Source organism: Enterobacter cloacae complex sp. HYC003_NIDB, assembly GCF_056673375.1.
Window position 1 is genome coordinate 53373 of record NZ_CP114220.1, and the last position, 26045, is coordinate 79417.

The 26045-nt window shown below is 56.9% G+C and carries 25 protein-coding genes; 12 read left to right on the forward strand and 13 right to left on the reverse strand.

Translation table 11 applies throughout. The annotated features are described in order from the left end of the window. The first annotated feature begins 26 nt into the window (after nt 1-26). Nucleotides 27-269 carry a ribbon-helix-helix domain-containing protein gene (locus O1722_RS00245; protein WP_015569912.1) on the forward strand — a complete coding sequence of 81 codons (243 nt, stop codon included), beginning with the start codon at nt 27-29 and terminating at the stop codon, nt 267-269. Between the two features lie 2 nt (nt 270-271). Beyond that, nucleotides 272-643: a type II toxin-antitoxin system VapC family toxin gene (locus O1722_RS00250; RefSeq protein WP_077266491.1), complete on the forward strand. Its 372-nt coding sequence runs from the start codon at nt 272-274 to the stop codon at nt 641-643. 39 nt (nt 644-682) lie between these two features. On the opposite strand, the gene fdhE is transcribed toward O1722_RS00250, so the two are convergent. Genes fdhE through fdnG form a run of 4 tightly spaced genes read right to left on the reverse strand, consistent with a single transcriptional unit; the run spans nt 683 to nt 6206 of the window. Continuing rightward, nucleotides 683-1612 (reverse strand): formate dehydrogenase accessory protein FdhE, encoded by a 930-nt coding sequence (gene fdhE, locus O1722_RS00255; RefSeq protein WP_006808712.1) that lies wholly within the window; start codon nt 1610-1612, stop codon nt 683-685. Continuing rightward, nucleotides 1609-2244: a formate dehydrogenase cytochrome b556 subunit gene (gene fdoI, locus O1722_RS00260; protein ID WP_015569914.1), complete on the reverse strand. Its 636-nt coding sequence runs from the start codon at nt 2242-2244 to the stop codon at nt 1609-1611. Before fdoI ends, fdhE begins: the two co-directional genes overlap by 4 nt. Continuing rightward, nucleotides 2241-3143 carry a formate dehydrogenase subunit beta gene (gene fdxH / locus O1722_RS00265; RefSeq protein ID WP_014072386.1) on the reverse strand — a complete coding sequence of 301 codons (903 nt, stop codon included), beginning with the start codon at nt 3141-3143 and terminating at the stop codon, nt 2241-2243. The genes fdoI and fdxH overlap by 4 nt, the downstream gene beginning before the upstream one ends. 12 nt (nt 3144-3155) lie before the next feature. Then, nucleotides 3156-6206, reverse strand: coding sequence for a formate dehydrogenase-N subunit alpha (gene fdnG, locus O1722_RS00270; RefSeq protein WP_086626598.1), 3051 nt, complete (start codon nt 6204-6206; stop codon nt 3156-3158). 371 nt (nt 6207-6577) lie between these two features. Here fdnG and fdhD point away from each other — a divergent pair, with 371 nt between their 5' ends. The 6 genes from fdhD (at nt 6578) to O1722_RS00300 (ending at nt 12716) form a co-directional block, all read left to right on the forward strand. Beyond that, the gene (fdhD, locus tag O1722_RS00275) at nt 6578-7414 is read left to right on the forward strand and encodes a formate dehydrogenase accessory sulfurtransferase FdhD (protein WP_023295636.1); all 837 of its coding nucleotides are present in this window, start codon (nt 6578-6580) and stop codon (nt 7412-7414) included. Nucleotides 7415-7528: 114 nt separating this feature from the next. Beyond that, nucleotides 7529-7741, forward strand: coding sequence for a YdgH/BhsA/McbA family protein (locus O1722_RS00280; RefSeq protein ID WP_032651998.1), 213 nt, complete (start codon nt 7529-7531; stop codon nt 7739-7741). Nucleotides 7742-8205: 464 nt separating this feature from the next. Continuing rightward, on the forward strand, nt 8206-8913 hold the full coding sequence (locus tag O1722_RS00285) for a DUF1120 domain-containing protein (protein ID WP_032651996.1): 708 nt from the start codon (nt 8206-8208) through the stop codon (nt 8911-8913). Nucleotides 8914-8989: 76 nt separating this feature from the next. Next, the gene (locus O1722_RS00290; RefSeq protein WP_032668945.1) at nt 8990-9676 is read left to right on the forward strand and encodes a fimbria/pilus chaperone family protein; all 687 of its coding nucleotides are present in this window, start codon (nt 8990-8992) and stop codon (nt 9674-9676) included. A gap of 26 nt (nt 9677-9702) precedes the next feature. Beyond that, nucleotides 9703-12126, forward strand: a complete 2424-nt coding sequence (locus O1722_RS00295; protein ID WP_033487981.1) for a fimbrial biogenesis usher protein — start codon at nt 9703-9705, stop codon at nt 12124-12126. Further along, the gene (locus O1722_RS00300) at nt 12117-12716 is read left to right on the forward strand and encodes a DUF1120 domain-containing protein (RefSeq protein WP_033487980.1); all 600 of its coding nucleotides are present in this window, start codon (nt 12117-12119) and stop codon (nt 12714-12716) included. The genes O1722_RS00295 and O1722_RS00300 overlap by 10 nt, the downstream gene beginning before the upstream one ends. A 42-nt stretch (nt 12717-12758) precedes the next feature. Here the strand turns inward: O1722_RS00300 and O1722_RS00305 are convergent, their stop codons facing one another. Both O1722_RS00305 and O1722_RS00310 read right to left on the reverse strand, forming a co-directional pair. Further along, complete coding sequence (locus O1722_RS00305) at nt 12759-13082, reverse strand: AzlD domain-containing protein (protein ID WP_015569921.1); 324 nt, start codon at nt 13080-13082, stop codon at nt 12759-12761. After that, nucleotides 13082-13741: an AzlC family ABC transporter permease gene (locus O1722_RS00310; RefSeq protein WP_015569922.1), complete on the reverse strand. Its 660-nt coding sequence runs from the start codon at nt 13739-13741 to the stop codon at nt 13082-13084. The genes O1722_RS00305 and O1722_RS00310 overlap by 1 nt, the downstream gene beginning before the upstream one ends. A 103-nt stretch (nt 13742-13844) precedes the next feature. Between O1722_RS00310 and O1722_RS00315 the strand changes: the two genes are divergently transcribed. The 4 genes from O1722_RS00315 to O1722_RS00330 all read left to right on the forward strand — a co-directional run bounded on the left by O1722_RS00315 (nt 13845) and on the right by O1722_RS00330 (nt 18957). After that, nucleotides 13845-14393 (forward strand): helix-turn-helix domain-containing protein, encoded by a 549-nt coding sequence (locus O1722_RS00315; protein WP_032649886.1) that lies wholly within the window; start codon nt 13845-13847, stop codon nt 14391-14393. A 17-nt stretch (nt 14394-14410) separates the two neighbouring features. Further along, nucleotides 14411-15406 carry a LacI family DNA-binding transcriptional regulator gene (locus tag O1722_RS00320; protein ID WP_003861974.1) on the forward strand — a complete coding sequence of 332 codons (996 nt, stop codon included), beginning with the start codon at nt 14411-14413 and terminating at the stop codon, nt 15404-15406. A 105-nt stretch (nt 15407-15511) separates the two neighbouring features. Continuing rightward, a complete protein-coding gene (locus O1722_RS00325) occupies nt 15512-17635 on the forward strand; it encodes an alpha-galactosidase (RefSeq protein WP_033487979.1) in 2124 nt (707 codons plus the stop codon). Nucleotides 17636-17679: 44 nt separating this feature from the next. Next, nucleotides 17680-18957: an MFS transporter gene (locus tag O1722_RS00330; protein WP_015569924.1), complete on the forward strand. Its 1278-nt coding sequence runs from the start codon at nt 17680-17682 to the stop codon at nt 18955-18957. Here the strand turns inward: O1722_RS00330 and rhaM are convergent. The 7 genes from rhaM to rhaD all read right to left on the reverse strand — a co-directional run bounded on the left by rhaM (nt 18945) and on the right by rhaD (nt 26009). Further along, on the reverse strand, nt 18945-19259 hold the full coding sequence (gene rhaM, locus O1722_RS00335; RefSeq protein ID WP_015569925.1) for an L-rhamnose mutarotase: 315 nt from the start codon (nt 19257-19259) through the stop codon (nt 18945-18947). The two genes, O1722_RS00330 and rhaM, sit on opposite strands and share 13 nt — an antisense overlap. Next, complete coding sequence (gene fucO / locus O1722_RS00340; protein ID WP_033487978.1) at nt 19256-20404, reverse strand: lactaldehyde reductase; 1149 nt, start codon at nt 20402-20404, stop codon at nt 19256-19258. Before fucO ends, rhaM begins: the two co-directional genes overlap by 4 nt. Nucleotides 20405-20501: 97 nt before the next feature. Next, the gene (locus O1722_RS00345; protein ID WP_015569926.1) at nt 20502-21506 is read right to left on the reverse strand and encodes an ABC transporter permease; all 1005 of its coding nucleotides are present in this window, start codon (nt 21504-21506) and stop codon (nt 20502-20504) included. After that, nucleotides 21503-22507 (reverse strand): ABC transporter permease, encoded by a 1005-nt coding sequence (locus O1722_RS00350; RefSeq protein WP_033487977.1) that lies wholly within the window; start codon nt 22505-22507, stop codon nt 21503-21505. Before O1722_RS00350 ends, O1722_RS00345 begins: the two co-directional genes overlap by 4 nt. Next, nucleotides 22508-24010, reverse strand: a complete 1503-nt coding sequence (locus O1722_RS00355; RefSeq protein ID WP_032649877.1) for a sugar ABC transporter ATP-binding protein — start codon at nt 24008-24010, stop codon at nt 22508-22510. A 99-nt stretch (nt 24011-24109) separates the two neighbouring features. Beyond that, a complete protein-coding gene (gene rhaS / locus O1722_RS00360) occupies nt 24110-25096 on the reverse strand; it encodes a rhamnose ABC transporter substrate-binding protein (RefSeq protein WP_017694056.1) in 987 nt (328 codons plus the stop codon). A gap of 82 nt (nt 25097-25178) precedes the next feature. Further along, entirely contained in the window at nt 25179-26009 is an 831-nt protein-coding gene (rhaD, locus tag O1722_RS00365; RefSeq protein ID WP_015569930.1) for a rhamnulose-1-phosphate aldolase, read from the reverse strand. Between the last annotated feature and the right edge of the window lie 36 nt (nt 26010-26045).

A 26045-nucleotide genomic window follows, 5' to 3' on the forward strand; every position in this document is an offset into this window, starting at 1 on the left:
CCAAAGATGATATACTAAGGTGATATATGAGCGTTTTGGCGGAACTTGATATGGGCAGAATACTTATCGATTTGTCTGATGACGTGATTCAACGTTTGGATAATCTCAAGCAATTGCGAAATCAACCACGTGCTGAACTGCTTCGGGAAGCGATAGAGCTGTATCTCGACCAGCAGAGTTCTTCTGTTATCCGAAATGCGCTTGGTCTGTGGGGAGACAGAAAAGAGGACGGGCTTGAGTATGAACGCAAGCTGCGTGAGGAGTGGTAATCATGGAGCACATGGCAGTGTTTGATACCAATATTCTCATTGATCTCTTCAACAACCGTGTTGAAGCTGCGGATGCGATTGAGCATACCGCGTCGCATCGTGCCATCAGCTTAATTACCTGGATGGAAGTAATGGTGGGCGCTCGCAGGCATGGTCATGAAGCGAAAACGGCAGCCGTTATGGGCGCTTTTGAAATTATTGATGTGTCTCGGGATATTGCGGAAAGAAGCGTTTTACTACGTGAGAAGCATGGAATGAAACTGCCTGATGCTATCATTCTGGCCACAGCGCAGAGCAGAAAATGTCCGTTGATTTCTCGCAACACGAAAGATTTTGCGGGTATTGACGAGGTCCTTACGCCTTACCAGGTGTAGGCCGGGCAAGCTCGCGCCGCCCGGCACTCTCACAGGAGATTACTCCCCTTCACCCGGGAACAGGAACGGGTTGATCGAGCTGCGGGCAAAGCCCTCCTGCTCCATCTTCGCGTCCAGAATCAGCGAGGCGAGATCGTCGGCCACGGCTTCGACTTTCGGGTCTTTTTCCTGATACAGAATCTTCAGGTAGGTCCCGCAGTCGCCGCAGCTCTCCGCTTTCACCGCCGCGTCTTCATTTTCCAGCGACCAGTAGTTCAGATCGCGGGTCTGTTCGCAGTTGCTGCACTTGATGCGCACCACGTGCCACTCGGTTTCACACAGGTTGCAGTGCAGGTAGCGCAGCCCCTGAGTGGTGCCGATTTGCACCATGCTGGAGACCGGCATTGAACCACACACCGGGCAGAACTGGCGCGCTTCGCCGTATTCGGCGCGGGCTTTACCTGGAATCAGGCTCGCCATTTGCGCCCAGTAGAGCGACAGCGCAGCCCAGATGAACGGCGCTTTATCGCTGCTCACCAGTGAGAAGTCGGAAGCAAACAGCGCGCTCGCCATCTCTTCCAGCTCCTGATCGGAGGCTTTTTCCAGGTTCTCAATGACTGCCAGCGCCGTGCCGCTCATCTCGGGCTTCAGCTCGGCGATCAGGGAATGCAGCAGCTTATGCCAGTGCTTGTCGCGCGGCAGGACGTGAATATCCAGCGGTGGCTTGCCCTGCTCACTGGCTTCTTTGATGCGTGCGGTCAGGTCCATTTGCAGCGGATGGTCGTACAGCACCACTTCCTGCGCATGGGCGACCAGCGCGGCAAAACGCAGAAAATCGCCCAGCGGGTTGTTCTCTGCCAGCTCGCGCAGACGCTCTGCGCGGCGGTTGTAGAGGTTCTTGAGTCTGGGGAATAACAACGGCGGAATATACTCCGCCGTACGTTTCTCGCTCGACCCCAGCTCATCTTGCGGGATTATGCGAATACTCATTCAGATGACTTTTCCTGTTTCTGGCGGACTTCTCGGTACCAGCGCGGGTGATGTTTCTTCGCCCACGTTTTGGTGACCCAGCCTTCCACCATCGCGGTAATGGTGCCTTTCACCCAGAGGGCGGCGTAAATATGCACCATGATAACCACAATTAACGCCACTGCGGCAAATGAATGCAGCATCAGCGCGAATCGGATCACCGGGATTGAGAAAGCAGGCGCAAAGTACGGACGCCAGATGATCACGCCGCTCACCAGCAACAGGACCAGGAAGATAATCGCCGCCCAGAATACGCATTTCTGGCCGAAGTTATAACGCCCGGTATCACCCACTTCCTCGTTGACGACGATCTTACGAATATTCTTCGCCCAAAAGATATCATCCCGATTGATTAGGTTATGGTGCCAGTAGCGGAAAAACATGATGATGAACGAGGCAAACATCACCACACCCACGAACGGGTGAAGGATGCGCGCCAGCTGCGGCGTGCCCAGTATCTGCATCAGCCAGTTGAAGGACGGGAAGAAGAACCCCAGCCCGCTTATCGCCGCCAGCATGAAGCAGAAGGCGGTGACCCAGTGGTTGATGCGTTCCGGCGCGGTGTAGCGCACGATGGTGTCACGTTTTCTCATTTGCGCACCTCGTCTTTCTCTTCATGCAGGTTGTCGTCTTCCTCTTCCGCACGGTTCGGACCAACGCCGACGTAGTGGAAGATGCTCGCTGCGAAGGTGGCCGCAAAACCGACCGCGGCCAGCGGTTTCCAGATGCCTTTCCAGAACTTCACGGTCGCGCTGATTTCCGGGTTCTCCGGCAGGCCGTGATACAGGTTCGGCTTGTCGGCGTGGTGCAGCACGTACATCACGTGCGTACCGCCAACCCCGGCCGGATCGTACAGGCCCGCGTTATCGTAACCACGAGTTTTCAGCTCGCCCACGCGCTCTGCCGCCAGCGTTTTCATATCCTCTTTGGAGCCAAAGTGGATAGCGCCAGTTGGACAGGTCTTCACGCACGCTGGCTCCTGGCCGACATTTACGCGGTCAACGCACAGCGTACATTTGTAGACGCGGTTGTCTTCCGGGTTCAGGCGCGGCACGTCAAACGGACAACCCGCGATGCAATAGCCGCAGCCAATACACTGCTCGGACTGGAAGTCGACGATGCCGTTGGCATACTGAATGATAGCCCCTTCTGACGGACACGCCTTCAGGCAGCCCGGATCCGCACAGTGCATACAGCCATCTTTGCGGATAAGCCATTCCAGTTTGTCGTTCTGCTCCACTTCCGAGAAACGCATTACCGTCCAGGACTTGGCGGTCAGGTCCGCCGGGTTGTCGTACACCCCGACGTTGTGACCCACTTCGTCACGGATGTCGTTCCACTCTGAACAGGCCACCTGACAGGCTTTACAGCCGATACAGGTGGTCACGTCGATAAGCTTCGCCACTTCCTGCTGGTGGTCCCGCGCCTGAGGCGCGGGCGTGAAACCGTTAGTCGCGGAACGACGGATAATGTCTTGAGATTGATAAGCCATAAGTCGTCTCCGTTACACCTTTTCCACGTTCACGAGGAAGGCCTTAAACTCCGGCGTCTGCGTGTTCGCATCGCCGACGAACGGCGTCAGGGTGTTCGCAATGAACCCTTTCTTCGCCACGCCCTCATAACCCCAGTGAATTGGGATGCCGATGGTATCCACCTGCTGACCGTGAACGTTCAGCGTGCGAATACGCTTGGTCACCACCGCCTTGGCTTTGATGTAGCCGCGGTTAGAGGAGACCTTCACGGTATCGCCATGGGCAATGCCGAGTTTGTTCGCCAGCTTCTCGCCGATCTCCACAAACTGCTCCGGCTGCGCGATGGCATTCAGCAGCGCGTGCTTGGTCCAGTAGTGGAAGTGCTCGGTCAGACGGTAAGTGGTGCCGACATAAGGGAACTTGTCCTTTTTACCCAGCGCTTCAAAATCGCCCTTGAAGATGCGGGCTGCCGGGTTAGAGACCACGTTCGGGTGCAGCGGGTTAGTACCCAGCGGCGTCTCAAACGGCTCGTAGTGTTCCGGGAACGGACCTTCCGCCATCTTATCGATAGCAAACAGGCGCCCCATCCCTTCAGGCTGCATGATAAACGGCCCGACATCGCTGCCTGGTGCGGCAGTGCTGTAGTCCGGAATATCCACGCCGCCCCATTTCGCGCCGTCCCACTTCAGTAGCTGACGCTTCGGATCCCACGGGTTGCCTTGCGGGTCAGCTGAGGCGCGGTTATAGAGGATGCGGCGGTTAAGCGGCCATGCCCATGCCCAGCCCAGCGTATTGCCGAGGCCCGACGGGTCGGCGTTATCGCGGTTGGCCATCTGGTTGCCTTTTGGCGTCCAGCTACCGGCAAAGATCCAGCAGCCGCTGGAGGTCGTACCGTCATCGCGCAGGTGCGCAAAGGTGCTGAGCTGATCGCCTTTCTTCGCCAGCACCGCACCGGTCGCCGGGTCGATAACGTCCGCCAGCGCCTTACCGTTGCTCTCCATCGCCACTTCTTCCGGAGACGGATTCTCTGGCGTCGAGTAGTTCCAGGTCATGTTCAGCACCGGCTCAGGCGTTGCGCCGCCTTCAGCCGCGTACATTTTACGCAGACGTAAGAAGATACCGGCCAGGATCTCGCCGTCGTTCAAGGCGATGCCCGGGGCATCCGCGCCTTTCCAGTGCCACTGCAACCAGCGGCCGGAGTTGACGATAGACCCGTTCTCTTCCGCGAAGCAGGTAGACGGCAGACGGAACACTTCGGTCTGAATCTTCGACGGATCGACATCGTTCGACTCACCGTGGTTCTGCCAGAACGTCGACGTTTCGGTATTGAGCGGGTCAATCGTCACCAGGAACTTCAGCTTCGACAGAGACTCGACAACCTTGTTCTTGTTCGGGAACGACGCCACCGGGTTAAAGCCCTGGCAGATATAGCCGTTGACCTGGCCCTGGTGCATCATTTCGAAGTACTGAAGTACGTCGTAACCTTTGTCCCACTTCGGCAGCCAGTCAAAGCCCCAGCTGTTTTCTGCCGTCGCCTTGTCGCCGTAGAAGGCTTTCATCAGCGAGACGAAGAACTTCGGATAGTTGCCCCAGTAGTTCACCTGGCCTTCGAGCAGCGGTTTTGGCGTGCTGGCCGTCAGGTAGGTTTGCAGATCGGTCTGTTTCTCGCTCGGCAGGTTCATGTAACCCGTCAGGCTCTGAGACAGCAGGCCGAGGTCGGTCAGACCCTGAATGTTGGAGTGACCGCGCAGGGCGTTCACGCCGCCGCCTGCCATCCCCATGTTGCCGAGGAGCAGCTGAACCATCGCCATGGTGCGGATGTTCTGCGCGCCGATGGAGTGCTGCGTCCAGCCGAGCGCATACAGGAACGACGCGGTTTTATCTTTCGCGCTGGTTTCCGCAATCAGCTCGCACACCTTCAGGAAATCCGCTTTCGGCGTCCCACAGATGTTTTCGACAACCTCCGGCGTATAGCGGGACACGTGCTCTTTCAGCAGGTTCCACACGCAGCGCGGGTGTTGCAGGGTGGTGTCGCGCTTCGCAAAGCCGTTTTCGTCCAGCTCGTAGTTCCAGCTGGTTTTGTCGTATTTGCGTTTTTCGGCGTCATAACCGCTGAACAGGCCATCTTCGAAGTGGTAATCCTCACGCACGATCAGGCTGGCGTTGGTATAGGCTTCGGTGTACTCGCGGTTATATTTTTCGTTGGTCATCAGGTACAGCAATACGCCTGACAGGAAAGTGATGTCAGTACCTGAACGAATAGGGGTGTAGAAATCCGCCACTGACGCTGTACGCGTAAAGCGGGGATCGATCACAATCAGCTTCGCGCCGTTGTGGATTTTGGCTTCCATCGCCCAGCGGAACCCGACAGGGTGCGCTTCAGCGGCGTTACCGCCCATCACCACAATGAGGTTGGCGTTTTTGATGTCGACCCAGTGGTTGGTCATCGCACCGCGACCAAATGTTGGAGCAAGACTTGCTACCGTTGGTCCGTGTCAGACACGCGCCTGGTTGTCGACCGCGAGCATACCGAGTGCGCGCGTAAATTTCTGGGTTAAATAGCCGGTTTCGTTACTGGACGCAGAAGCACACAGCATGCCAGTGGAGAGCCAGCGGTTAACGGTGGTGCCTTCGGTATTCTTCGCGATAAAGTTGGCATCGCGGTCTTCTTTCATCAGCTTAGCGATGCGATCGAACGCTTCTTCCCAGCTGATTTGCTGCCATTTGTCAGAGCCGGGAGCACGATACTCAGGAAACTTCAGGCGGCTTTCGGAGTGGATAAAATCTACCAGACCGGCCCCTTTCGGACACAGCGCACCACGGTTGACCGGGTGATCCGGATCGCCTTCGATGTGGAAAATGGATGCTTTGGCGTTTTTCGCACCGTCGCCGAGGCTATACATTAACAGCCCACAGCCGACGGAGCAGTACGTACAGGTGTTACGGGTTTCGCGGGTGCGCAGCAGTTTATACTGCCGTGTTTCCGCCAGCGCTACACCGGGCGCAAAGCCCAGTGCCGCCGCCGTGGTGCCTGCCATACCGCCAGCGCAGATCTTAAAGAACTGCCTTCTGCTGACCTGCATGGGTCACTCCTTGGTTCATTACGACATTGCTATGTAGTTTTACTTTGCGGTTGAGAATTAACCGCAAAGGAGAAAAATTTGCATTAATCCCTCATTTCTCCGAGGGATAAGCCCAGAATACCACAATGTCGGTACGCCTGTTCTAACGGGGTTAAAACAAAGTGAACGTATTATCACGGCATTGATTATAAAATGTGATATCAATCACATTTTATCCTGTGCATGTTAAAGAGGTGTAGCAGCTGATCGGTTGCACCCCTCCGTATTGAGTAGGAGAATGGTTGCTGAAAAGTTGATCCATACTATGCGTAAGGCCTGCCGTTTGTGTTGCAATAGCAGGCTCACTTCCGTGGTTGTTCAGGAATACCGTTGTGTCTAAACAAAACCGTGCTGCCCACGTGTCGCCACTGCCTGCGGGCATTGTGGAACTGTCGGTACACAGACCGCCTCACATTTCACATGCCACGCCGGATTTTCTGGCGGAAGAGGTCCCCGTTGCCCTGGTTTACAACGGGATTTCGCATGTGGTGATGATGGCTTCACCGAAAGATCTGGAACTGTTCGCCATAGGTTTTTCCCTCTCGGAAGGCATCATTGCGCATCCGCAGGAGATCTACGGTATGGATGTGGTTCAGGCCTGTAATGGCCTTGAAGTACAAATCGAACTCTCCAGTCGTCGCTTTATGGGGCTGAAAGAGCGCCGCCGGGCGCTGGCCGGACGCACCGGCTGCGGCGTGTGTGGGGTTGAACAGCTTAACGATATCGGTAAGCCCGTCGCGCCGCTGCCGTTTACCCAGACTTTCAACCTCGGTAACCTCGACAAAGCCCTGGAGCACCTCAATGATGTCCAGCCCATAGGTCAGCTGAGCGGCTGTACACATGCTGCGGCGTGGTTGCTCCCGTCGGGCGAGATCGTCGGAGGTCATGAAGATGTGGGCCGCCATGTGGCGCTGGATAAGCTGCTGGGCCGTCGCGCGCGTGAAGATGCCGTCTGGCAGCAAGGGGCCGCGCTCGTTTCCAGCCGCGCCAGCTATGAAATGGTGCAGAAAGCGGCCATGTGCGGCGTGGAGATCCTGTTTGCGGTGTCGGCTGCGACAACGCTGGCGGTCGAAGTGGCAGAGCGCTGCAACCTGACGCTGGTGGGGTTCTGCAAGCCGGGCAGGGCGACAATTTACACCCATCCGCAGCGATTAATTGTTAATCAGTAATTTTGAATGAGTATAGCAAAACCTTCCGCTTTTAGTTGTTCATGATGAGGGCTAGTATTTGTCTCATCAAGGCACGGTGCCTTATCTAAACAACTTAACGAAAAGGTTTATCTCATGAAAAGCATCAAAACTTTTGTCGCTTTAATCGCTCTGGCTACTTCTTTCGGTTCTTTCGCTGCGCAGACTGTGACTGCATCCGCCTCTACGCTGGATGGTGCAGAAGCTAAAATCGCCGCACAGGCTCAGGAAGCGGGCGCGTCATCCTACAAAATTACCCAGGCATTCACCGGTAACCGCGTACACATGACCGCTGAACTGAACAAATAAGTCATATAGCCGCTGTCCCTTGCTTTTCGGAGCAGGGACAGGTTTCATTCTTCTTCCTTCTGCTTAATTTTCTTTTGACTCCTCCCAAAACAGTCATATCCTCCTGGATAAACCTTATTAACTAAATAAAATAAGTAATAATCCGCTTTTTAATGTGACTTTTGTTTAAAAAACAACAATCCCATAAGTATATTAAATAAATGGTCTGGCCAGTTGATTCTTTGTATTTATTCAATGAATGTTTTTGGCGGTTGCATTCGGTTATTTTAAGTTTCATATATAAAATATTTATTATTGATCTTGAGATTTAAGGAATTCCTCAGGCTCTAATCCTAAAACGTTTTGGGGTTATTGATCTGAGCTATCTGTAATGCTACTTTCTAAAACAATGTTTAGTAGTACCCCCTTAGGCCAAATATTAATTATTTGGCATATTTTGTATTTCACTTTTATAAGGAAATTAAATGAACGCGATGTTTAAAAAAGGAATGCTGGCGTCCGCGCTGGCTGTCGTGGCGTCCTCTGCTCTGGCAGCTTCCAGTGTTGATATTCAGGTGACGGGTAAAATCGTCCCCTCTTCCTGTACGCCTACATTTATTAGCGGTGGTGGTATTGCCGATTATGGCACGATAAGTGCGTCTTCACTGAATTCCACTTCGGCTACACCATTGGCGGATGTTAAAATTATTCCTGTTTCCATTACCTGTGAAGAGGCCACCCGCATTGCAGTAACGTTTAATGATGCCCATGCAGACTCAGGACCAACTCAAGTTTTGCCGACCAGTTTTATTGATACGGAATTTGGGAGAGAGGCGTACCAAACCGCCGGGCTGGGTATGTACAATGGTAAGAAAATTGGTGCCTACTCATTAGGGATTCAGCTTACGAAAGGCGCTGTCACGAACGACGCAGGCGATGAACTGTATCCTACTGCATCGCGCGATAACGGAACAACGTGGGCAACAACAGGCGGACAGCGCTATTTAAAAGTAAACACAGACAAAAGCGAATTATATTCCTTCAGTGACACATTGGGCGGCACGCCTGTCGCACAAACCAAGGTTAACTTTAATGTGGGTGTCGCCGCAATGATTAACCCAACCGATGATTTAAATATCACGGATGAAGCCACCCTGGACGGCTTAACCAACGTTGAGCTGGTTTATCTGTAATCGCACCCGCGCATCATGAAATACCTGACACCCCACTCCGGCGGGGTGTCATTACCAATATTAATGGACTAATATTATGCTGCTTTTAAAGAGAACGCTGATCTGTGCCTGCCTGCTGGCCTCATTTAACGGTATGGCTGCCGGGATGGTGCCGGATACCTCGCTGCTTATTGTCAATGAAGACAAGCAGGGGGCCAGCATGGATGTTAAAAACACGGATGCTGAAGCACAGCTGCTGTACACCAAAATTATTGATCTCCCGGACGACCCCAAGCCGGGCCTGTTTGCCACGCAGCCGGTTGTGCGCGTAGATGCGGGTAAAACCCAGCGCGTACGTTTTGTGCTGAAAAGCAGCGCTGAGCCGCTGAAGGTGGAACATTTCAAGCGTGTCATTTTTACCGCTATCCCTCAGCGTGAAAAAAATAAAGTTAAAGTGGTGTTTAGCCAGAACCTTCCCGTCATTATTCACCCGGCTGGCCTGGCGGTAAATATTGAACCCTGGAAGGCACTCACCTGGCAGATAAAAAATGGCAATGTCACGGTTGAGAATAATACGCCTTATGTCGTCCGACTGGAGCAAAAGGTGAAATTAATGGCCTCGGGTACGATCGCGACATTAGCTAAGACTTACATTCTTCCTGGCGAAAAAATGATGGCCAGCGCCCCAGCCAAAATATCAGCATCCGAAAAACAAATCGAAATCTATCCGGCAACGCGTTATGGCTATAAGGCAGGGAATTATATCGCCGACCTTCAGCAATAAAATCACTTAACAAACATGGAGTAGTTATGTTAAACGGTTCCTGTAAAAAGGGAATGCTCGTGTTTTGCCTTAGCGTGCTGGCATTTAATATTCGGGCTGAGATTCCCTCTAATGCGAATGAATCTCTGGAACTGGCGCGAGCCATATTTGACAGCGATGCTTTAAAAAATAACGGGCTTGATCCGGCCATTGCGGATTACTATTCCCTCACTCCCCGTTTTACCCCTGGCTACCATAATGTGACGGTTAATATTAATGGTAAGCAGCGCAATATTATGCCCGTGAAATTTGATGAGGAAGGAACGCCCTGTATTGATAAAGCGTTTCTGGAAAACGCGGGCCTGATTAAACAGACGAAAAGAGGCACCTGCCCGAAGATTTATCACTACTGGTCCGGATCAACGATTCAGACTTCGCCGGATATTGATGAAATATCGGTTGTTGTACCGCCTGAAGCGATCGACCCTGATTATGGCCGACAGTTCGCCGAGGTGCGTGGCGGACGTGCAGCCATGCTGAATTACTCCATGTTTGGCACCCATAATCACTATGATGATGAGAACGCTGACCGTTTCCAGTCGACCTTTGAAATGGGCTTTAATGCCGGAGACTGGATTGTGCGCAGCACGCAGTTCATTAGCGACGGCAGCGATCAGGATTTTGAGGTTGACTCCCTCTACACCTATGCCCAGCGTACCTTTACCGATTATGGCGTGATGGTGCAGGGTGGCCAGATTAACATCGCCAACAGCCGCTTCAGTATTCCGGGAATTTACGGGGTCCAGATGATGCCGGATACCGCACTCACTCCTCAGGTGGGGACGGGCGTCGAAGTCAGCGGTATTGCCCGTAATCCGCAGGCGCGCGTCGATATCCGCCAGGGCGGACAGCTTATTTACTCAACGCTGGTTCCTGCCGGTCCGTTCAACCTGGATGACGTGCCGCTGGCGAACCTCAACACCGACCTGAACGTAACGGTCACCGAGACTGACGGCAGCGAAAACCGATTCACTGTCTCGGCAAGTACGTTCCGCAGCAATCATATAGGCCGTGCCCCGGGCTTTACGCTGGCTATGGGCCGCGTTGAAGACATGGACTCACGCTTTGAAAATCCGTGGGTGGTGTCCGCCAACAACGGCTGGTCTGTCAATAAGCGTGTCAATTTCCTGGCCGGTATGGTGATGGCGGATAACCACTATTATGGCTTCTCCGGCAACCTCGATACCATACCGATGCAGAACCTGTATGCCTCGTTGGGTTTTCTGGCGTCAATAGACAACCAGACGCAAACTGACGGCAACAAAACGACGCTGGATCTGGGTTACTCCCTGCCGTGGGGCATTGGGCTTTCGCTGGGCGGTAGCTATGGCACACCGGACTATCGCGAGATGGCGGAACTTTACGGCGACGATGACGATATGTCGCAAACCAAATACGACACCAGCGTCGGTATCAACTGGTCGAGTACCACGCTGGGCCGCTTTTCCCTTAGCTATTATCGCAACGAGAGCTGGAACAGCGACTATGACAGTCGCCGGTTTATCTCGTCGTGGTCACAGACTTTTAAATACTTCAACGTGAGCGTGAACTGGGAGTCGGATGTCAGCCGGCACGACAGCAGCGACAACGATCAGTTTTACGTAAACGTGTCGATCCCGCTGGGACGCTCAGGCGTGACAACCAGCTCCTGGTATCGCGAGAGCGAAGGTAAGCGTTCTTACGGCACGCGGGCGATGGGCTCGCTCAACGCTGAGAACCAGTACACGGTGGGGGTCACTCAGGACCAGGAAGAGAACACCACCAGCTGGGACAGCTCGCTGAACAGTAATCTGCATTACACCAACCTGGCGCTGGCGGCAGGAGGAGATAACGACAGCAATACCAACTACTCAGCAGCATTAAGCGGCGGGATTGTCGCCCACAGCGACGGGGTGACCTTCTCGCCTTACCGCGTGACCGATACGTACGCCATTGCCAGACTGGATAAACCGGTGGCTGGCATCGAGATAGGTACCCCGCGCGGCGCGGTATGGACAGATAAATGGGGCCAGGCGATTATTCCTGCGCTGTCGCCGTTCCGTGAAAGCACGATTGAGATCAACACGGAAAGCCTGCCAGGCAATCTGGACGTAAGAAATGGCAGAACAGCGATCAAAGCGTCTCACGGCGCTGTGGCGAAGTGGGAGTTTGCGACGTTAAGCCAGCGCCGCGTGCTGCTCAGTATACGCCGTGCGGACGGTACGCCGCTGCCGGAAGGTGTCTCGATTGTGGACGCGGCAGGGGAGTATGTGACGAGTGCGCCAGAAGACGGCGTGATCTTCCTGAACGATATCTCTGCCAGCCAGCAGCTGTATGCGAAGCTGGATGAAGGGCGTTGCAGGCTGACGTACACCCTGCCGGAGGCAGAACCGAATAAATTCTATGAAGAGGTGACAGGGAAATGTCTCTGAATAACGTTCGTCAATACGCGCTGATGCTTATGCTGCTCTGCGGCGCAGCGGGACTTTCGGGAATGGCGCAGGCCGATGACGGCGCCTGTGAAATGATGTCGGCGGTGAAGAAAGTCGATTACGGGCGCTACCGTAAAGAGGATATGCGGCAAACGTCCGCTGAACATATTGGCAAAGTGTACAACGGTTATGCTTCTGTGATGCGTGAAGTTCAGGTTTCGGTGCTGTGTCCGGATGTGCGCAAAATGCGCATCTCCGTAGACGGGATTGCTCGACAGAACCTGGCGTATCGTTTTACGGACAGCGGCGCGATGAAAATCGAATTCAAAGATGGGCGGGTGGACGGGAACCCCGTGCAGCTGGCCGCGGTCGATATTGGCGCGGTAGCCTTTCAGGGAGGCGCTTCTCAGGTGACGCTGAAGCCGGAAAAAGCGCTGGCGGCGGTAAACGGTACAGAAGTGGCGGGCGAGCAGTTTGTCGCCACCATGATGATCACGACCTATCTCTCTGACAAGGCGTTTAGCGTTACTAACACCACGGATTTTGAAGAAACGCTGACGCTTAACGTCGATACGCTTCCTGCGCATTAACCCCTCAGATGCCCGGCAGCGCTGTTCTGTCGGGCATTTTTCTTAGTGGATCCCCGCCAGACGCAGCAGCGCCGTCACCACCGCCGCCGCGACGATCACCACAATTAACGGCATTTTGCGCCAGGCCAGAAACACCGCGAACCCCACCCCCAGTACGCGCGCCATCCCGGCAAAATGGTCCCCTTCATAAAACGTTGTTGCCAGCGCGACGGAGAACAACAAAACGGTTGCCGCGTCTGAAAGCAGCGCCTGCGACCGTTCAGAAAGCGCCAGCCGGCTACCGAGTTTCGCCCCGCCGAGACGCATCAGATAGGTTCCGGCAGAAAGAATGGCGATGCCGAGAATAAAAACCGTCATGTTTTCCATTATTTTTTCCTCGCGGCAAGGCCGAGCAAAGAGAGCAGCACCGGCAGGCCAACCGGCGCAAACGGTACGGCGGCCAGCGACAACACTGCGCCGCTACAGGCGCGGATCAGCGTGGTACGGTTTTTAAATGCCGGCACCACTAACGCCAGCAGGATTGCCGGGAACACCGCGTCCAGCCCGATGGTTTCCGGGTCCGGCAGCAGCTTGCCGACCATCGCGCCCAGCACCGCCCCCAGCGGCCAGATGATTGCCACGCCCAGGCCGCACAGCCAGTAGGCCGCTTTACGCTGCTCGGCGGTTTTTTGCGACAGGCCGAACACCACACTTTCATCATTCATGATATGACAGCCCAGAAAGCTCAGGCCGCGCTTGCCCACCAGTTCACGCACCGTAACGCCGAACGGCACATGGCGCGCGTTAACCAGTAAACCGGCCGCTGCCGCTGCCAGCGGATTGCCGCCGCTCGCCACGATGCCGATAAACATAAACTCGGATGCGCCTGCCAGCACCGTGAGGGAGAGGACAAACGGCACCCACAGCGGGAAACCGTAGGCCATCGCCAGTGAGCCATAAGACATGCCGACCACGCCCACCGCGAGGCAGACCAGGACGATCGCTTTTATCGTGTCGCCTTTCAGGCAAGAGAGGTGATTCTTCATACCATTTTAGCCATATCGAACGTATTTCCATTATAATGAACGCATCAGAAACGTTTTACAAGACGAACGATTCGTTCGTTATAGAGAGAAAGAGGCCGTTATTATGACGCAGCCAATCAGCGTGATCGCCAAAAGCCTGGTGCGAGAACGCTTGCGAACCGGGCTCTCACTGGCGGAAATTGCCCGCCGTGCCGGGATCGCCAAATCCACGCTTTCTCAACTGGAGTCTGGCAACGGCAATCCTAGCCTGGAAACGCTGTGGTCGCTTTGCGTGGCGCTGGATATTCCGTTTGCCCGGTTACTGGAGCCGCAGCAACCCGTCACGCAGGTGATCCGCCGCGGCGAGGGCACAAAAGTCGTCGCCGGGCAGGCGAACTACGAGGCGATTTTGCTCGCGGCGTGTCCGCCTGGCGCGCGTCGTGATATCTATCTGCTGCTGACTCAGCCGGGGGCAGACCGTATTTCCCAGCCCCATCCGCCTGGGTCGGTTGAGCATATTATCGTGACCCAGGGGCGGGCGGTGGTCGGTCTGATCGACGCGGCGGAAGAGCTCGGCCCGGGAGATTACATTTGCTACCCCGCTGACCAGCCGCATATCTTTAAGGCGCTGGAGCCAGATACGCACGCGCTGCTGGTGGCGGAACAAAACTAACAAAGATACGGAAAATCATGTCGCTTAAAGCCATTGCCAAAGAACTGGGGCTGTCTGTTACCACCGTCAGCCGCGCCCTCAACGGGTATGACGACGTTTCTGCTGAGACGCGCGCCCGCGTGGAAGCGGAGGCCCAGCGCCGTGGCTACCGACCAAATACCTTTGCCCGTCGCCTGAAGATGGGCAAAATCGACGCCGTCGGGCTGGTGTTTCCGGTGCATCCTGTTCCGCTCAATAACAGCGTTTTTATGGACATGGTCGGCGAAATTAGCCACGAACTGGCGCGACATGAGATTGACCTGCTGCTCATCGCTGACGACGATCTGGCGGACAAACACAGCTATATGCGCATGGTGCAGAGCCGACGCGTGGATGCGCTGATTGTGGCGCATACGCTGGATCACGATCCGCGTCTTGAGCAGCTACAGGCCGCCGGGTTCCCGTTCCTGGCGCTCGGCCGCAGCCAGCTCCCGCAGCCGTACGCGTGGTTCGATTTCGACAACTATGCCGGCACATATCAGGCCACCCGCTGGCTGATCGAGAAAGGCCATCAGCGCATTGCGCTGCTGGGCGAAAGCAACAACCAGGCATTCATCACCCAGCGCCGCCAGGGCTACCTGGACGCGCTGCGGGAAGCCGGACTTTCCAGCGAATGGCTGCGTGCCATGCCCCCTTCGCGTCGCGTGGGGTATGCCACCACGCAAGAACTTCTCTCCCTGCCGCAGCCGCCCACGGCCATCATTACCGACTGCAACACCCACGGCGACGGCGCAGCGATGGCCCTGGCGCAGATGGGGCGCTTAACCGGTGAAAATGCCGTTTCGCTGGTGGTCTATGACGGCTTACCGCAGGACAGCATTGTCGATATCGACGTCGCGGCGGTGATCCAGTCTACCCGTCAGGGTGTCGGGAAACAGATTGCCGATATGGTGCGCCAGCTGATTAATGGCGACGACATTGACACCCTTCAGGTGCTCTGGCAGCCAGAATTTTCCCCAGGCCAGACGGCCTGATTACACCAAAAATTCAAAACCCGATCACAGATCCGAAACGTTTTGGTTTGTATCCGAAACGTTTCGGATCAACACTCAGGACATCCCGATGACAGGAGATGTCCGATGCAAGATGCCATTTTTCGACTTGAAAGCAATACGGTTGACGTGGTGCTAAAAACCCACCCGTTCGCCGAAATTCTCTACTGGGGGCCGCACCTTCAGCACTTTACGCCGCAGGATGTGCTGAGTATTGCGCGCCCGGTTGCTAATGGCAGGCTGGACGTCGACTCCCCCGTCACGCTGATGGCAGAGCTGGGGCATGGGCTGTTTGGCTCGCCGGGCATCGAGGGGCACCGCCAGGGGCTGGACGGATCGCCGGTATTTAAAACCACGCAGGTGCAGCAGGCGTTAAACGCCCTGACAATCACTGCTGAAGACGAGCATGCAGGCCTGCGCCTGACCAGTGAAATAACGCTGGATGCCAGCGGCGTACTGGTGGTGCGTCATGGGTTAACCAACCTGAAAACGCAGGCGTGGCAGGTGGATCGCTTTGCCGTGACGCTGCCGGTGGCCGAACGCGCGCAGGAGGTGATGGCCTTCCACGGACGCTGGATCAGGGAGTTTCAGCCGCACCGCGTGATGCTTGAACATGACAGCTTTGTGATTGAAAACCGTCGGGGTAAAACCTCCCATGAACATTTCCCGGCGCTGATTTCAGGTACGCCGTCATTCAGTGAAATGCAAGGCAACGTCTGGGGTATACATCTGGGCTGGAGTGGTAACCACCGCCTGCGCGCAGAGGCGAAAACCGATGGCCGCCGCTATATGCAGGCCGAAGCGCTCTACCTGCCGGGTGAAATGGCGATTGAAGAGGGGGAAACGCTCTGGACGCCGCGCCTGTATGCCAGTCACTCCCCGCACGGGCTGAACGGCATGAGCCAGCAGTTCCACCGCTACCTGCGCGACAATGTTATCCGCTTCCCGGAAGATAAACCGCGCCCGGTGCACCTCAACACCTGGGAGGGGATCTACTTCAACCACGATCCGGACTACATCATGCGCATGGCCGACGAGGCCGCTGCGCTGGGCGTGGAGCGCTTTATTATCGACGACGGCTGGTTTAAAGGCCGCAACGACGACCACGCCGCGCTGGGCGACTGGTATCTGGACAAGAAAAAATACCCGAACGGCCTAAAGCCGGTAATCGATCACGTTAAACAGCTCAGCATGGAGTTTGGTATCTGGGTTGAGCCGGAGATGATTAACCCCGATTCCGATCTGTATCGCGCGCACCCTGACTGGGTGCTGGCGCTGCCGGGCTACGCCCAGGCGACCGGGCGACACCAGCTGGTCCTCAATCTCAATATTCCGCAGGCCTTTGAATATCTGGTCGAACGCATGAGCTGGCTGCTGGGCGAACACGCGGTCGACTACGTGAAATGGGATATGAACCGCGAGCTGGTGCAGCCAGGGCACAAGGGCAAAGCCGCCGCCGACGCCCAGACGCGCCAGTTTTATCGCCTGCTGGACGTGCTGGGCGAGCGCTTCCCGCACATTGAGTTTGAATCCTGCTCCTCCGGCGGCGGGCGAATCGATTATGAAGTGCTGACCCGCTGCCACCGCTTCTGGGCGTCCGACAACAACGACGCGCTGGAGCGCAACACTATCCAGCGCGGCATGAGCTACTTCTTCCCGCCGGAGGTGATGGGCGCGCATATCGGTCATCATAAATGTCACGCCACCTTCCGCCAGCACAGCATTCAGTTCCGCGGGCTAACAGCGCTGTTTGGTCACATGGGGCTGGAGCTGGATCCGCTCACCGTCGATGCGCAGGAGCGTGAAGGCTATCGCCATTACGCCGCGCTGCACAAGCGGTGGCGAGAGGTCATTCATCACGGCACCCAGTGGCGCGTGGATATGCCGGACGCCACCACCCTGGCGCAGGGTATAGTGAGCGAAGATAAGACGCAGGGGCTGTTTTTGGTCAGCCAGCTCGCGATGCCGGATTACACCCTGATGATGCCGCTGCGCATGCCGGGGTTAGACGCCAGCGCGCTGTACCGCATCACGCTGCTCGATCACCCGAACATCCAGATTACGGGCGAGGGCGGGCACACCATGCGTAAGCTGCCGGCGTGGATGAACGCGCCGCAAACGGTAAGCGGTGAGTGGCTGATGCAGGCGGGTATTGCGCTGCCGATTCTGGATCCGGAAACCGCCATTCTGATTGGTGTGGAACGCGTGTAAGGGTGACGGGCCGGGCAACCGGCCCTCCGTTGAGGATAAAAATAATGAACACAACAACCTGTACCCACAAAGACAACCCTAATTTCTGGATCTTCGGGCTGTTCTTCTTTCTCTACTTCTTCATCATGGCCACCTGCTTTCCGTTCCTGCCGATCTGGCTGTCGGACATCATCGGCCTGAACAAAACCCATACCGGGATTGTTTTCTCCTGCATCTCGCTGTCGGCCATTGCCTTCCAGCCGGTGCTGGGGGTCATTTCGGACAAGCTGGGGCTGAAAAAACACCTGCTTTGGATCATCTCGGTGCTGCTGTTCCTGTTCGCGCCGTTCTTCCTGTACGTCTTCGCCCCGCTGCTGAAAACCAATATCTGGCTGGGGGCGCTGAGCGGTGGGTTGTATATCGGCTTTGTCTTCTCAGCGGGGTCGGGGGCGATTGAGGCCTATATTGAGCGCGTAAGCCGCAACAGCTTTTTTGAGTACGGCAAGGCGCGTATGTTCGGCTGTCTCGGCTGGGGGCTGTGCGCCTCAACGGGCGGCATCCTGTTCGGCATCGATCCGTCGTACGTCTTCTGGATGGGGTCGGCCGCGGCGCTGTTGCTGATGCTGCTGCTGGTGGTCGCGAAACCGAAGCCTAACCAGACGGCGCAGGTGATGAACGCCCTGGGCGCGAATCAGCCGCAGATCACCGCTAAAACCGTTTTTACCCTGTTCCGCCAGCGCAGAATGTGGATGTTCATCCTGTACGTGATTGGCGTGGCCTGCGTGTATGACGTCTTCGACCAGCAGTTTGCCACCTTCTTCAAAACCTTCTTCGCCACGCCGCAGGAGGGGACCCGTGCCTTTGGTTTCGCCACCACGGCGGGGGAAATCTGTAACGCGATCATTATGTTCTGCTCGCCGTGGATCATTAACCGCATCGGCGCGAAAAACACGCTGCTGATTGCCGGGGTGATCATGGCGACGCGCATTATCGGCTCGTCGTTTGCCACCACTGCCGTGGAGGTGATTGCCCTGAAGATGCTGCACGCGCTGGAAGTCCCGTTCCTGCTGGTGGGGGCATTCAAGTACATCACCGGGGTGTTTGATACGCGCCTGTCGGCCACCATCTACCTGATTGGCTTCCAGTTTGCCAAACAGTCGGCGGCGATCTTCCTCTCCGCCTTTGCCGGAAATATGTATGACCGGGTCGGCTTCCAGGAGACGTATCTGATACTGGGCTGCTTCGTGCTGGCGATCACGGTGGTGTCGGCGTTTACGCTGAGTGGCAGGCGGGAGATTGCTGCCGCCTCGGGGGCAGCAGCGTTAACACATCAGTCCAGGTAAAACACCTCTTTCAGCGCCGAACTCACCGGGCTGTTATCCGGGTTCGACGGCATAACGTCACCCATATATTTCCACCAGCGCTGGCAGACATCGGTGTTTGCCACCGCGTTCCAGCGCTCTTCCGATTCAATCTCCACCGTCGCAAACAGCAGGTTGCGAGCTTTGTCGAGATAGATGGCGTAGTGGTGCGCGCCGTGGGCTTTCAGCACCGCTTCCAACTCGGGCCAGATCGGGTTGTGGCGACGTGCGTACTCCTCGTGCGCGTCCGGGTTTACCTGCATCACAAACGCTTTGCGGATCATAATGCCTCCAGGTACAGCTCGCGGACCTCATCGCGGCTGGCGGTGCGCGGGTTGCACGGCGCGCACGGGTCGGCGAGGGCTTTATCCAGCCAGCCTTCAATATCGGCTTTGGTGACGCCGAGCTGGCTAAATCCGGACGGAATGCCGACGCGAGCGCTCAGGTCGCGAATCGCCTGAATGGCCGACATGCTGGCCGCTTCATCGTTCATGCCGCGCGTGTCAACGCCCATCGCCTGCGCCACGCGGGCAAATCGGGCAACCGCGTTCGGGCGGTTAAAGTTTTCGATGATCGGCAGCAGAATGGCGTTGCACACGCCGTGCGGCAGGTTGTGCGTCGCGCCCGGCTGGTGCGCCAGGGCGTGCACCAGCCCCAGACCGGCACTGTTAAACGCCATGCCCGCCAGATACTGACCAAAGGCCATCTGCTCGCGCGCTTCCAGGTTATGACCATCGTCAACCGCTTTCGGCAGCCAGAGGTTGATCAGGCGAATCGCCTCCAGCGCGTTGGCATCGGTCAGCGGGTGCGCGCCGACGGACACGTAGGCTTCAATGGCGTGGGTCAAGGCATCCATGCCGGTTGCGGCGGTCACGGAGGCCGGAATATCAAGCATCACGCTGGCATCGTCCACGGCGATATCCGGGATGATGTTCGGGTCGATAATCACCTCTTTCACCTGTCGCGCGGCGTCAATGATCACCGCGTTGCTGGTCATCTCCGCCGCCGTGCCTGCGGTGGTGTTGATCGCCACCAGCGGTACGCCCGCGTTTTTTACTTTGCCGACGCCGGAGTAATCGGTTGACGGACCGGGATTGGCGGTGAGGATTTTGATCGCCTTGGCGGTATCAATCGGGCTGCCGCCGCCAAAGGCAATCAGGTAATCACACTCCGCATCCTGATATGCCGCATAGCCTTTTTGCACCAGCGCTTCCGTCGGATTCGGGAATACCTCATCGAACAGGTGATACGACATCTGATGGGCGTCGAGCGCGGAAAACAAACTGTCGAGCAGGCCAAGTTTCACCAGCTGGCCGTCGGTGACAATCAGCGCTTTTCCCCACTGTTTGTTTGCCACCAGATTGACCATATCGCCGATCGCGCCCGCGCCGTGCAGGCTGATTTTGGGGAGTGCCAACATAAAGCTCATGATAATTCTCCTTAATTACTGTGATTTTTATGCCCGGCGGCGCTGCGCTTGCACGGGCCTACGGTTAAGTAGGCCGGGTAAACGCAGTGCCACCCGGCTATGAGATCCGTCTTCGCTGCATCACCCGGCGGGTAATAATCGGCAGCGAAATCACCACGATCAGCATCGCGCCGATAATCACCGACATCACGATGCCGGGCACGTTAAGCAGGCTCAGGCCAAAGGTCACCAGCCCCATCAGGAAGGCGGCGATAATCACGCCCACCATGCTGCCGGACCCACCGAGAATATTGACGCCGCCGAGCACCGCCATCGTCACCACCGCCAGCTCCCAGCCCATCGCGATGGTCGGGCGGGTACTGCCCAGACGCGAGGTGAGCAGCACCGACGCCAGGCCGGACATCAGTCCTACCAGCGCAAACAGGATCAGGTTGTGGCGCTTCACGTTGATGCCGGAGTACCACGCGCCGGTCGGGTTGTTGCCGATGGCGTAGGTGCGGCGGCCAAAATTGGTGCGGTGCAGCACAAAGGCAAACAGAGCGGCCAGCACGATAAACAGCGCGAACTCAAACGACAGCGCGCCCCAGACGTAGCCCTGGCCGAACCAGGCGAAGCTCTCCGGGTAGCTGTTCAGCGCCTGGTCCCCGAGCAGGATGTAGGTGATCCCGCGGTACAGGCTCATGGTGCCGATGGTGATGACGATGGACGACAGGTTAAAGCGCGTCACCAGAATACCGTTGAACAGCCCGCACAGTAGCCCGACGCCTAATCCCACGCACACCAGCAGTGGCGTATCGACGCCCGCTGCCGCGCAAAAGCCCATCACCGTGGAGCTGAGCGCGATGGTGGAGGCCACAGACAGGTCAATTTCCCGGGCGATAATCAGCATCGCCATCGGCAACACAATGATCGCTTTTTCCGTGAAGTTGAACGTCGCGTCGGAGAGGTTCCAGATATTGAGGAAGTAGGGCGAGGCGAGCGCGTTCACCACAAACACCGCCAGCGTCACCGCCAGCAGGAAGCCCTCCCAGCACAGCAGGCGCTGGAAGATGCCCGGCGCAGAAGTGGGTTTGAACTCTTCAGATGTCATCATTTTGCTCATGGTTTCACCGCCAGTTTCTGACGTGCCAGCGCCGCGTCGTGCAGGATCAGCCTGCCTTTGCGCCTGTTGCCGCGCTCGTTCAGCAGCACAGCGATGACAATGACCGAGCCGGAAATCGCCATCTGCCAGAACGGGGAGACGCCGATCACCGGCAGGGCGTTGTTGATGACGCCAAGGAACAGCGCCCCGAACAGACAGCCGAGCACGCGGCCGGTGCCGCCCATGGTGCTGATCCCGCCAATCACACAGGCTGCCACCACCTGCAATTCAAAACCGTTAGCGACGTCAACATACGCAACGGCAAAGCGTGATATCCACAGGTAGCCGCAGAACCCGGCCAGCAGACCGGAAAGGCAGAAGCTGATGAACTGCATTTTCCCGGCGTTGATCCCGGTGTAGTACGCTGCCGTGGCGTTCCCGCCTGCGGTGTAGAGCGCCCGTCCGGTGCGACTGTAGCGCAGGAAGTAGCCCACCAGCAGCAGTACGGCGATGGCGCACCAGCTCAGCACCGGCAGGCCCAGCACTGACGCACGCGGCAGGCCGAGGAAGTCTGCACCCATCTGGTTGGAGTTCACCCAGCCGCCGCCGGAGAGCAAAAAGATCATTCCGCGGTAGATGCTCATGGTGCCGAGCGTCACCACAATCGCCGGAATGCCCAGTTTCCACACCAGCAGGCCGTTTATTGCGCCCATCAGCAGCCCAAGCGCGCTGGCAAGGATCAGCAGCGCCCAGACGGGCACGTCCGGGTAATGGAAATTAATCAGGGCGACAATCATCCCGGTCAGGGCCAGATTAGCCGCCATCGACAGGTCGATGCCTTTAGTGAGCAGCACCATCATCTGCCCGAGCGCGAGGACGATCAAAATGGCGGTGTCGTTAAACATCTCCACCAGGTTGCCCGGTGCGATAAACGATGGCACGCGGCTGCCAATGGCGACGACCATCAGGACAATCACCGCGCCAAGCAGCGCCTCGCGGTGTTTTAAGAGTGAGCTAAGCATTTATGCCGCCTCCTGTTTTGCACCGCTGGCGGCGCTGACGATGGTTTCCGCCGTCGCGTCTCCCGCCTGGTATTCGGCCACCATCAGCCCCTCGTGCATGACGATAATGCGATCCGCCATGCCCATCACTTCCGGCAGTTCGGACGAGACCATAATCACCGCCAGCCCCTGACTGACCAGCTCGGACATAAACTGATGCACGGCTGCCTTTGAGCCGATATCGATGCCTTTTGTTGGCTCATCGAGGATGATCACGTCAGGGTGCGTCGCCAGCCATTTGCCGATCACCACCTTTTGCTGGTTGCCGCCAGAGAGGGTCTCCACCGCCTGCTTCCAGCTGAAGGCTTTCACTTGCAGGCGTTTGGCGTACTCGTCCGCCAGCTTCCATTCGCGGTCGTCATGCAGCACGCCGTTCGGATTGAGCCTGCTGAGCTGAGGCAGGCTGATGTTCTGGGCAATCGGCAGGGCGATAATCGCCCCCTGTTTCTGCCTTTCTTCTGGCACACAGACGATACCGGCTTTGATCGCATCCGCAGGCTGGCGGAAGCGCCGGGGCTGGCCATTGAGGATAATTTCCCCGGACGATGGCCGCGTGACGCCGGAAAGCGCCTGCATCAGCTCGGTACGCCCGGCACCCACCAGCCCGTAAAAGCCGAGGATCTCCCCTTTACGCAGGGAGAACGAGATATGCGCAAACTCGGTCGGATGGCAGAGGTTTTTCACCTCCAGCACCGTCTCGCCTTTTTCGCAGTCGATTTTCGGGAAGGTTTGGGTAATGGCGCGCCCGACCATCATCGACACCATCCGCTCCTCGGTGATCTCATTTATTGCCCCTGCACCGACGAACACGCCGTCGCGCAAAATGGTGTAGTGATCGGCCAGCTCAAAAATCTCGTCGAACTTGTGGGAGATAAACAGGATGGCTTTTCCCTCCTGCTTTAAGCGCTCCACAATCTGGTAAAACTCGAGGATTTCATGCTGTGACAGCGCCGCCGTGGGTTCATCGAGGATCACCACCTGCGCCTCAAACGACAGCGCGCGGGCAATCGCCACCATGTGACGCTGGGCGATGCTCAGGGTTTTCAGCGTTGCGCGCGGGTCGATTTGCACCTCAAGGCGGGCGAGAATAGCCTGCGCCCGGCGGTGCATTTCCGGCCAGTCGAGCTTTTTCAGGAAGCCTTTGTGAAGGTACTGACCGACAAAGATATTTTCGGTGACCGAGAGTTCATCGAACAGGACGGTTTCCTGGTGAATGGCGGTGATGCCCATTTTATGCGCCGACTCCGGCGTCGGAAGGTGAACGGGGATCGCCTTGTAGAGAATTTCGCCCTCGTCGGGCTGGTATATGCCGGTCATCACTTTGACCAGCGTCGACTTGCCCGCGCCGTTTTCGCCGATAAGCGCCGTCACTTTGCCGGGCCACAGCGCAAGCTGCACGTTCTCAAGAGCACGCACGCCGGGGAACACCTTGGTGATGCCAGAAAGCTGTAGCAATGGGGTCATGATAGTTCTCCTGAACAGGGGAATTTGTAGGGCGGGTAAGCGGCAGCGCCACCCGCCTTTTGCCGGATGGCGCTACGCTTATCCGGCCTACAAATCGCATCAAAAGATTTTTGAGAACTTATCAATATTGCTGGCATCGTAAACGAACGGCTCGGCCATCGCGCCGTTGCCGTCGGCATCCAGCTTCACTTTGCCCAGTTTGCCCATGCTGGCCTCGCCTTTCGTGGCGTTGCCTTTCACCAGGTCATCCGCCAGGTAGGTTGCGGCATAGCCCAGGTCAATCGGGTTCCAGATGGCAAAGCTCTTGCTTGCGCCGGACTTCACCGCGCCCGCCATCTCAGACGGCAGGCCTAAACCGGTGACGTACACTTTGCCAATCTTGCCCTGGTCCTTCACCGCCTGCGCCGCAGCGACAATGCCGACGGACGACGGTGAAACGATCACTTTCAGGTCAGGATAGGTTTTCAGCAGGCCGACCGCTTCGCGGTAGCTCTTGTCAGAGAGATCGTCCCCGTAGGCCACGGTCACCAGATTGACGGACGGGTACTTCGGCAGCACCTTTTTCATCTCCGCAATCCAGGTGTTCTGGTTGGTCGAGGTTGGCGTGGCGCTCAGCACCGCCACATCGCCTTTCTCCACGTTCAGCGCTTTCAGGGCATCGGCGGCGAGCTTGACGTTAGTTTCGCCAATAAGGGCGTTATTGGACGGATTGAGGTGGATCTGACGCCCGGCTTTCGCCACCCCGGAATCCCACGACACAACCTTGATGCCGCGCTGCATTGCTTTTTTCAGCACCGGCACGACGGCGTCCGGATCGTTCGCGGAAATCGCGATCGCATCCACGCCCTGGGCGATCAGCCCGTTCAGCACCTCGATCTGCGCTTCCGCCGTGGTGGTGGTCGGGCCGGTATAAATCACTTTTACATCGCCTAACTCTTTGGCCGCCTCCTGCGCGCCGACGTTCGCTGCCTCGAAGAATCCATTCCCTAAGGACTTCGCCACCAGGGCGATTTTCACTTCTGCTAAAGCGGAACCGGACAACGCCAGAGCGGCAACGGTGAGGATCAAGCTTGCTTTTATTTTCATTGCTTTTACTCCACTGACTTGAGTTAGTTGTAGGGATTGCAGGTGGTTTTCGCCCCGTCTCGGTGAGCGGGGCGCGATGTTGTTATTGGTACAAATCTAACGCCGACTGCATGGGGGTGACGCCAAAGCGTTTACCCAGGGCGATCAGTTCTTCCCGGGTGATGGTCTGCTTCATGCCGCCCATGGAATAGACCTTCACCAGCACTTCCGCGGATTTCTCGGCGGTGTCGATCAGGCCGAAGGTTTCATCCAGCGTCGGGCCGCTGCCGAAGACGCCATGGAACGGCCACAGCACCAGTGAATGTTTCTGCATGTCCGTCGCGGTTGCCTGGCCGATTTCGTCGGTGCCCGGCACCATCCACGGCAGAATGCCGACGCCGTCCGGGAACACCACCAGACACTCGGTGCTGCCTTCCCACAATTTGCGGGTGAAGAAATCAGAATTATTTTCCAGCACGTAGGTCAGGGCGATCAGGTTGGTGGCGTGGCAGTGCATGATCACGCGGTCCTTGCCATTGGTCGCCTTGATGCGCTCGCAGTGGGAGAGGAAGTGCGCCGGCAGTTCTGAGGTGGGCACCGCCTCATCCGTCAGCCCCCACAGAATGTGGTAGCCCGCGCCGTCGCTATCCACTTTCACTACGCCGAGGTTGGCCTGCGGGTCGAGCTGAACGTTGCGGAAGAACTTCCCGGAACCGGTGACGATAAACGGCGTGTTGGCGAGCAGCGGCATCGGCTGGCTCAGGGCGATATAGCGCGGCTTCTGGTGGAAATCGGCGGCAAATGGCTCGATATCCGCGTCGTCCAGGCGTAGCGTCAGGTTGCCGCCGTTGCGCTCGTCCCAGCCCTTCAGCCAGGCATCGGAGGTGGCTTTGATCATGCCCTGGACGAACCAGGAGGTGGTGATGGTCTGCATACTGTGTTTCCTTTGAAAATGCCGGGTGGCGCTACG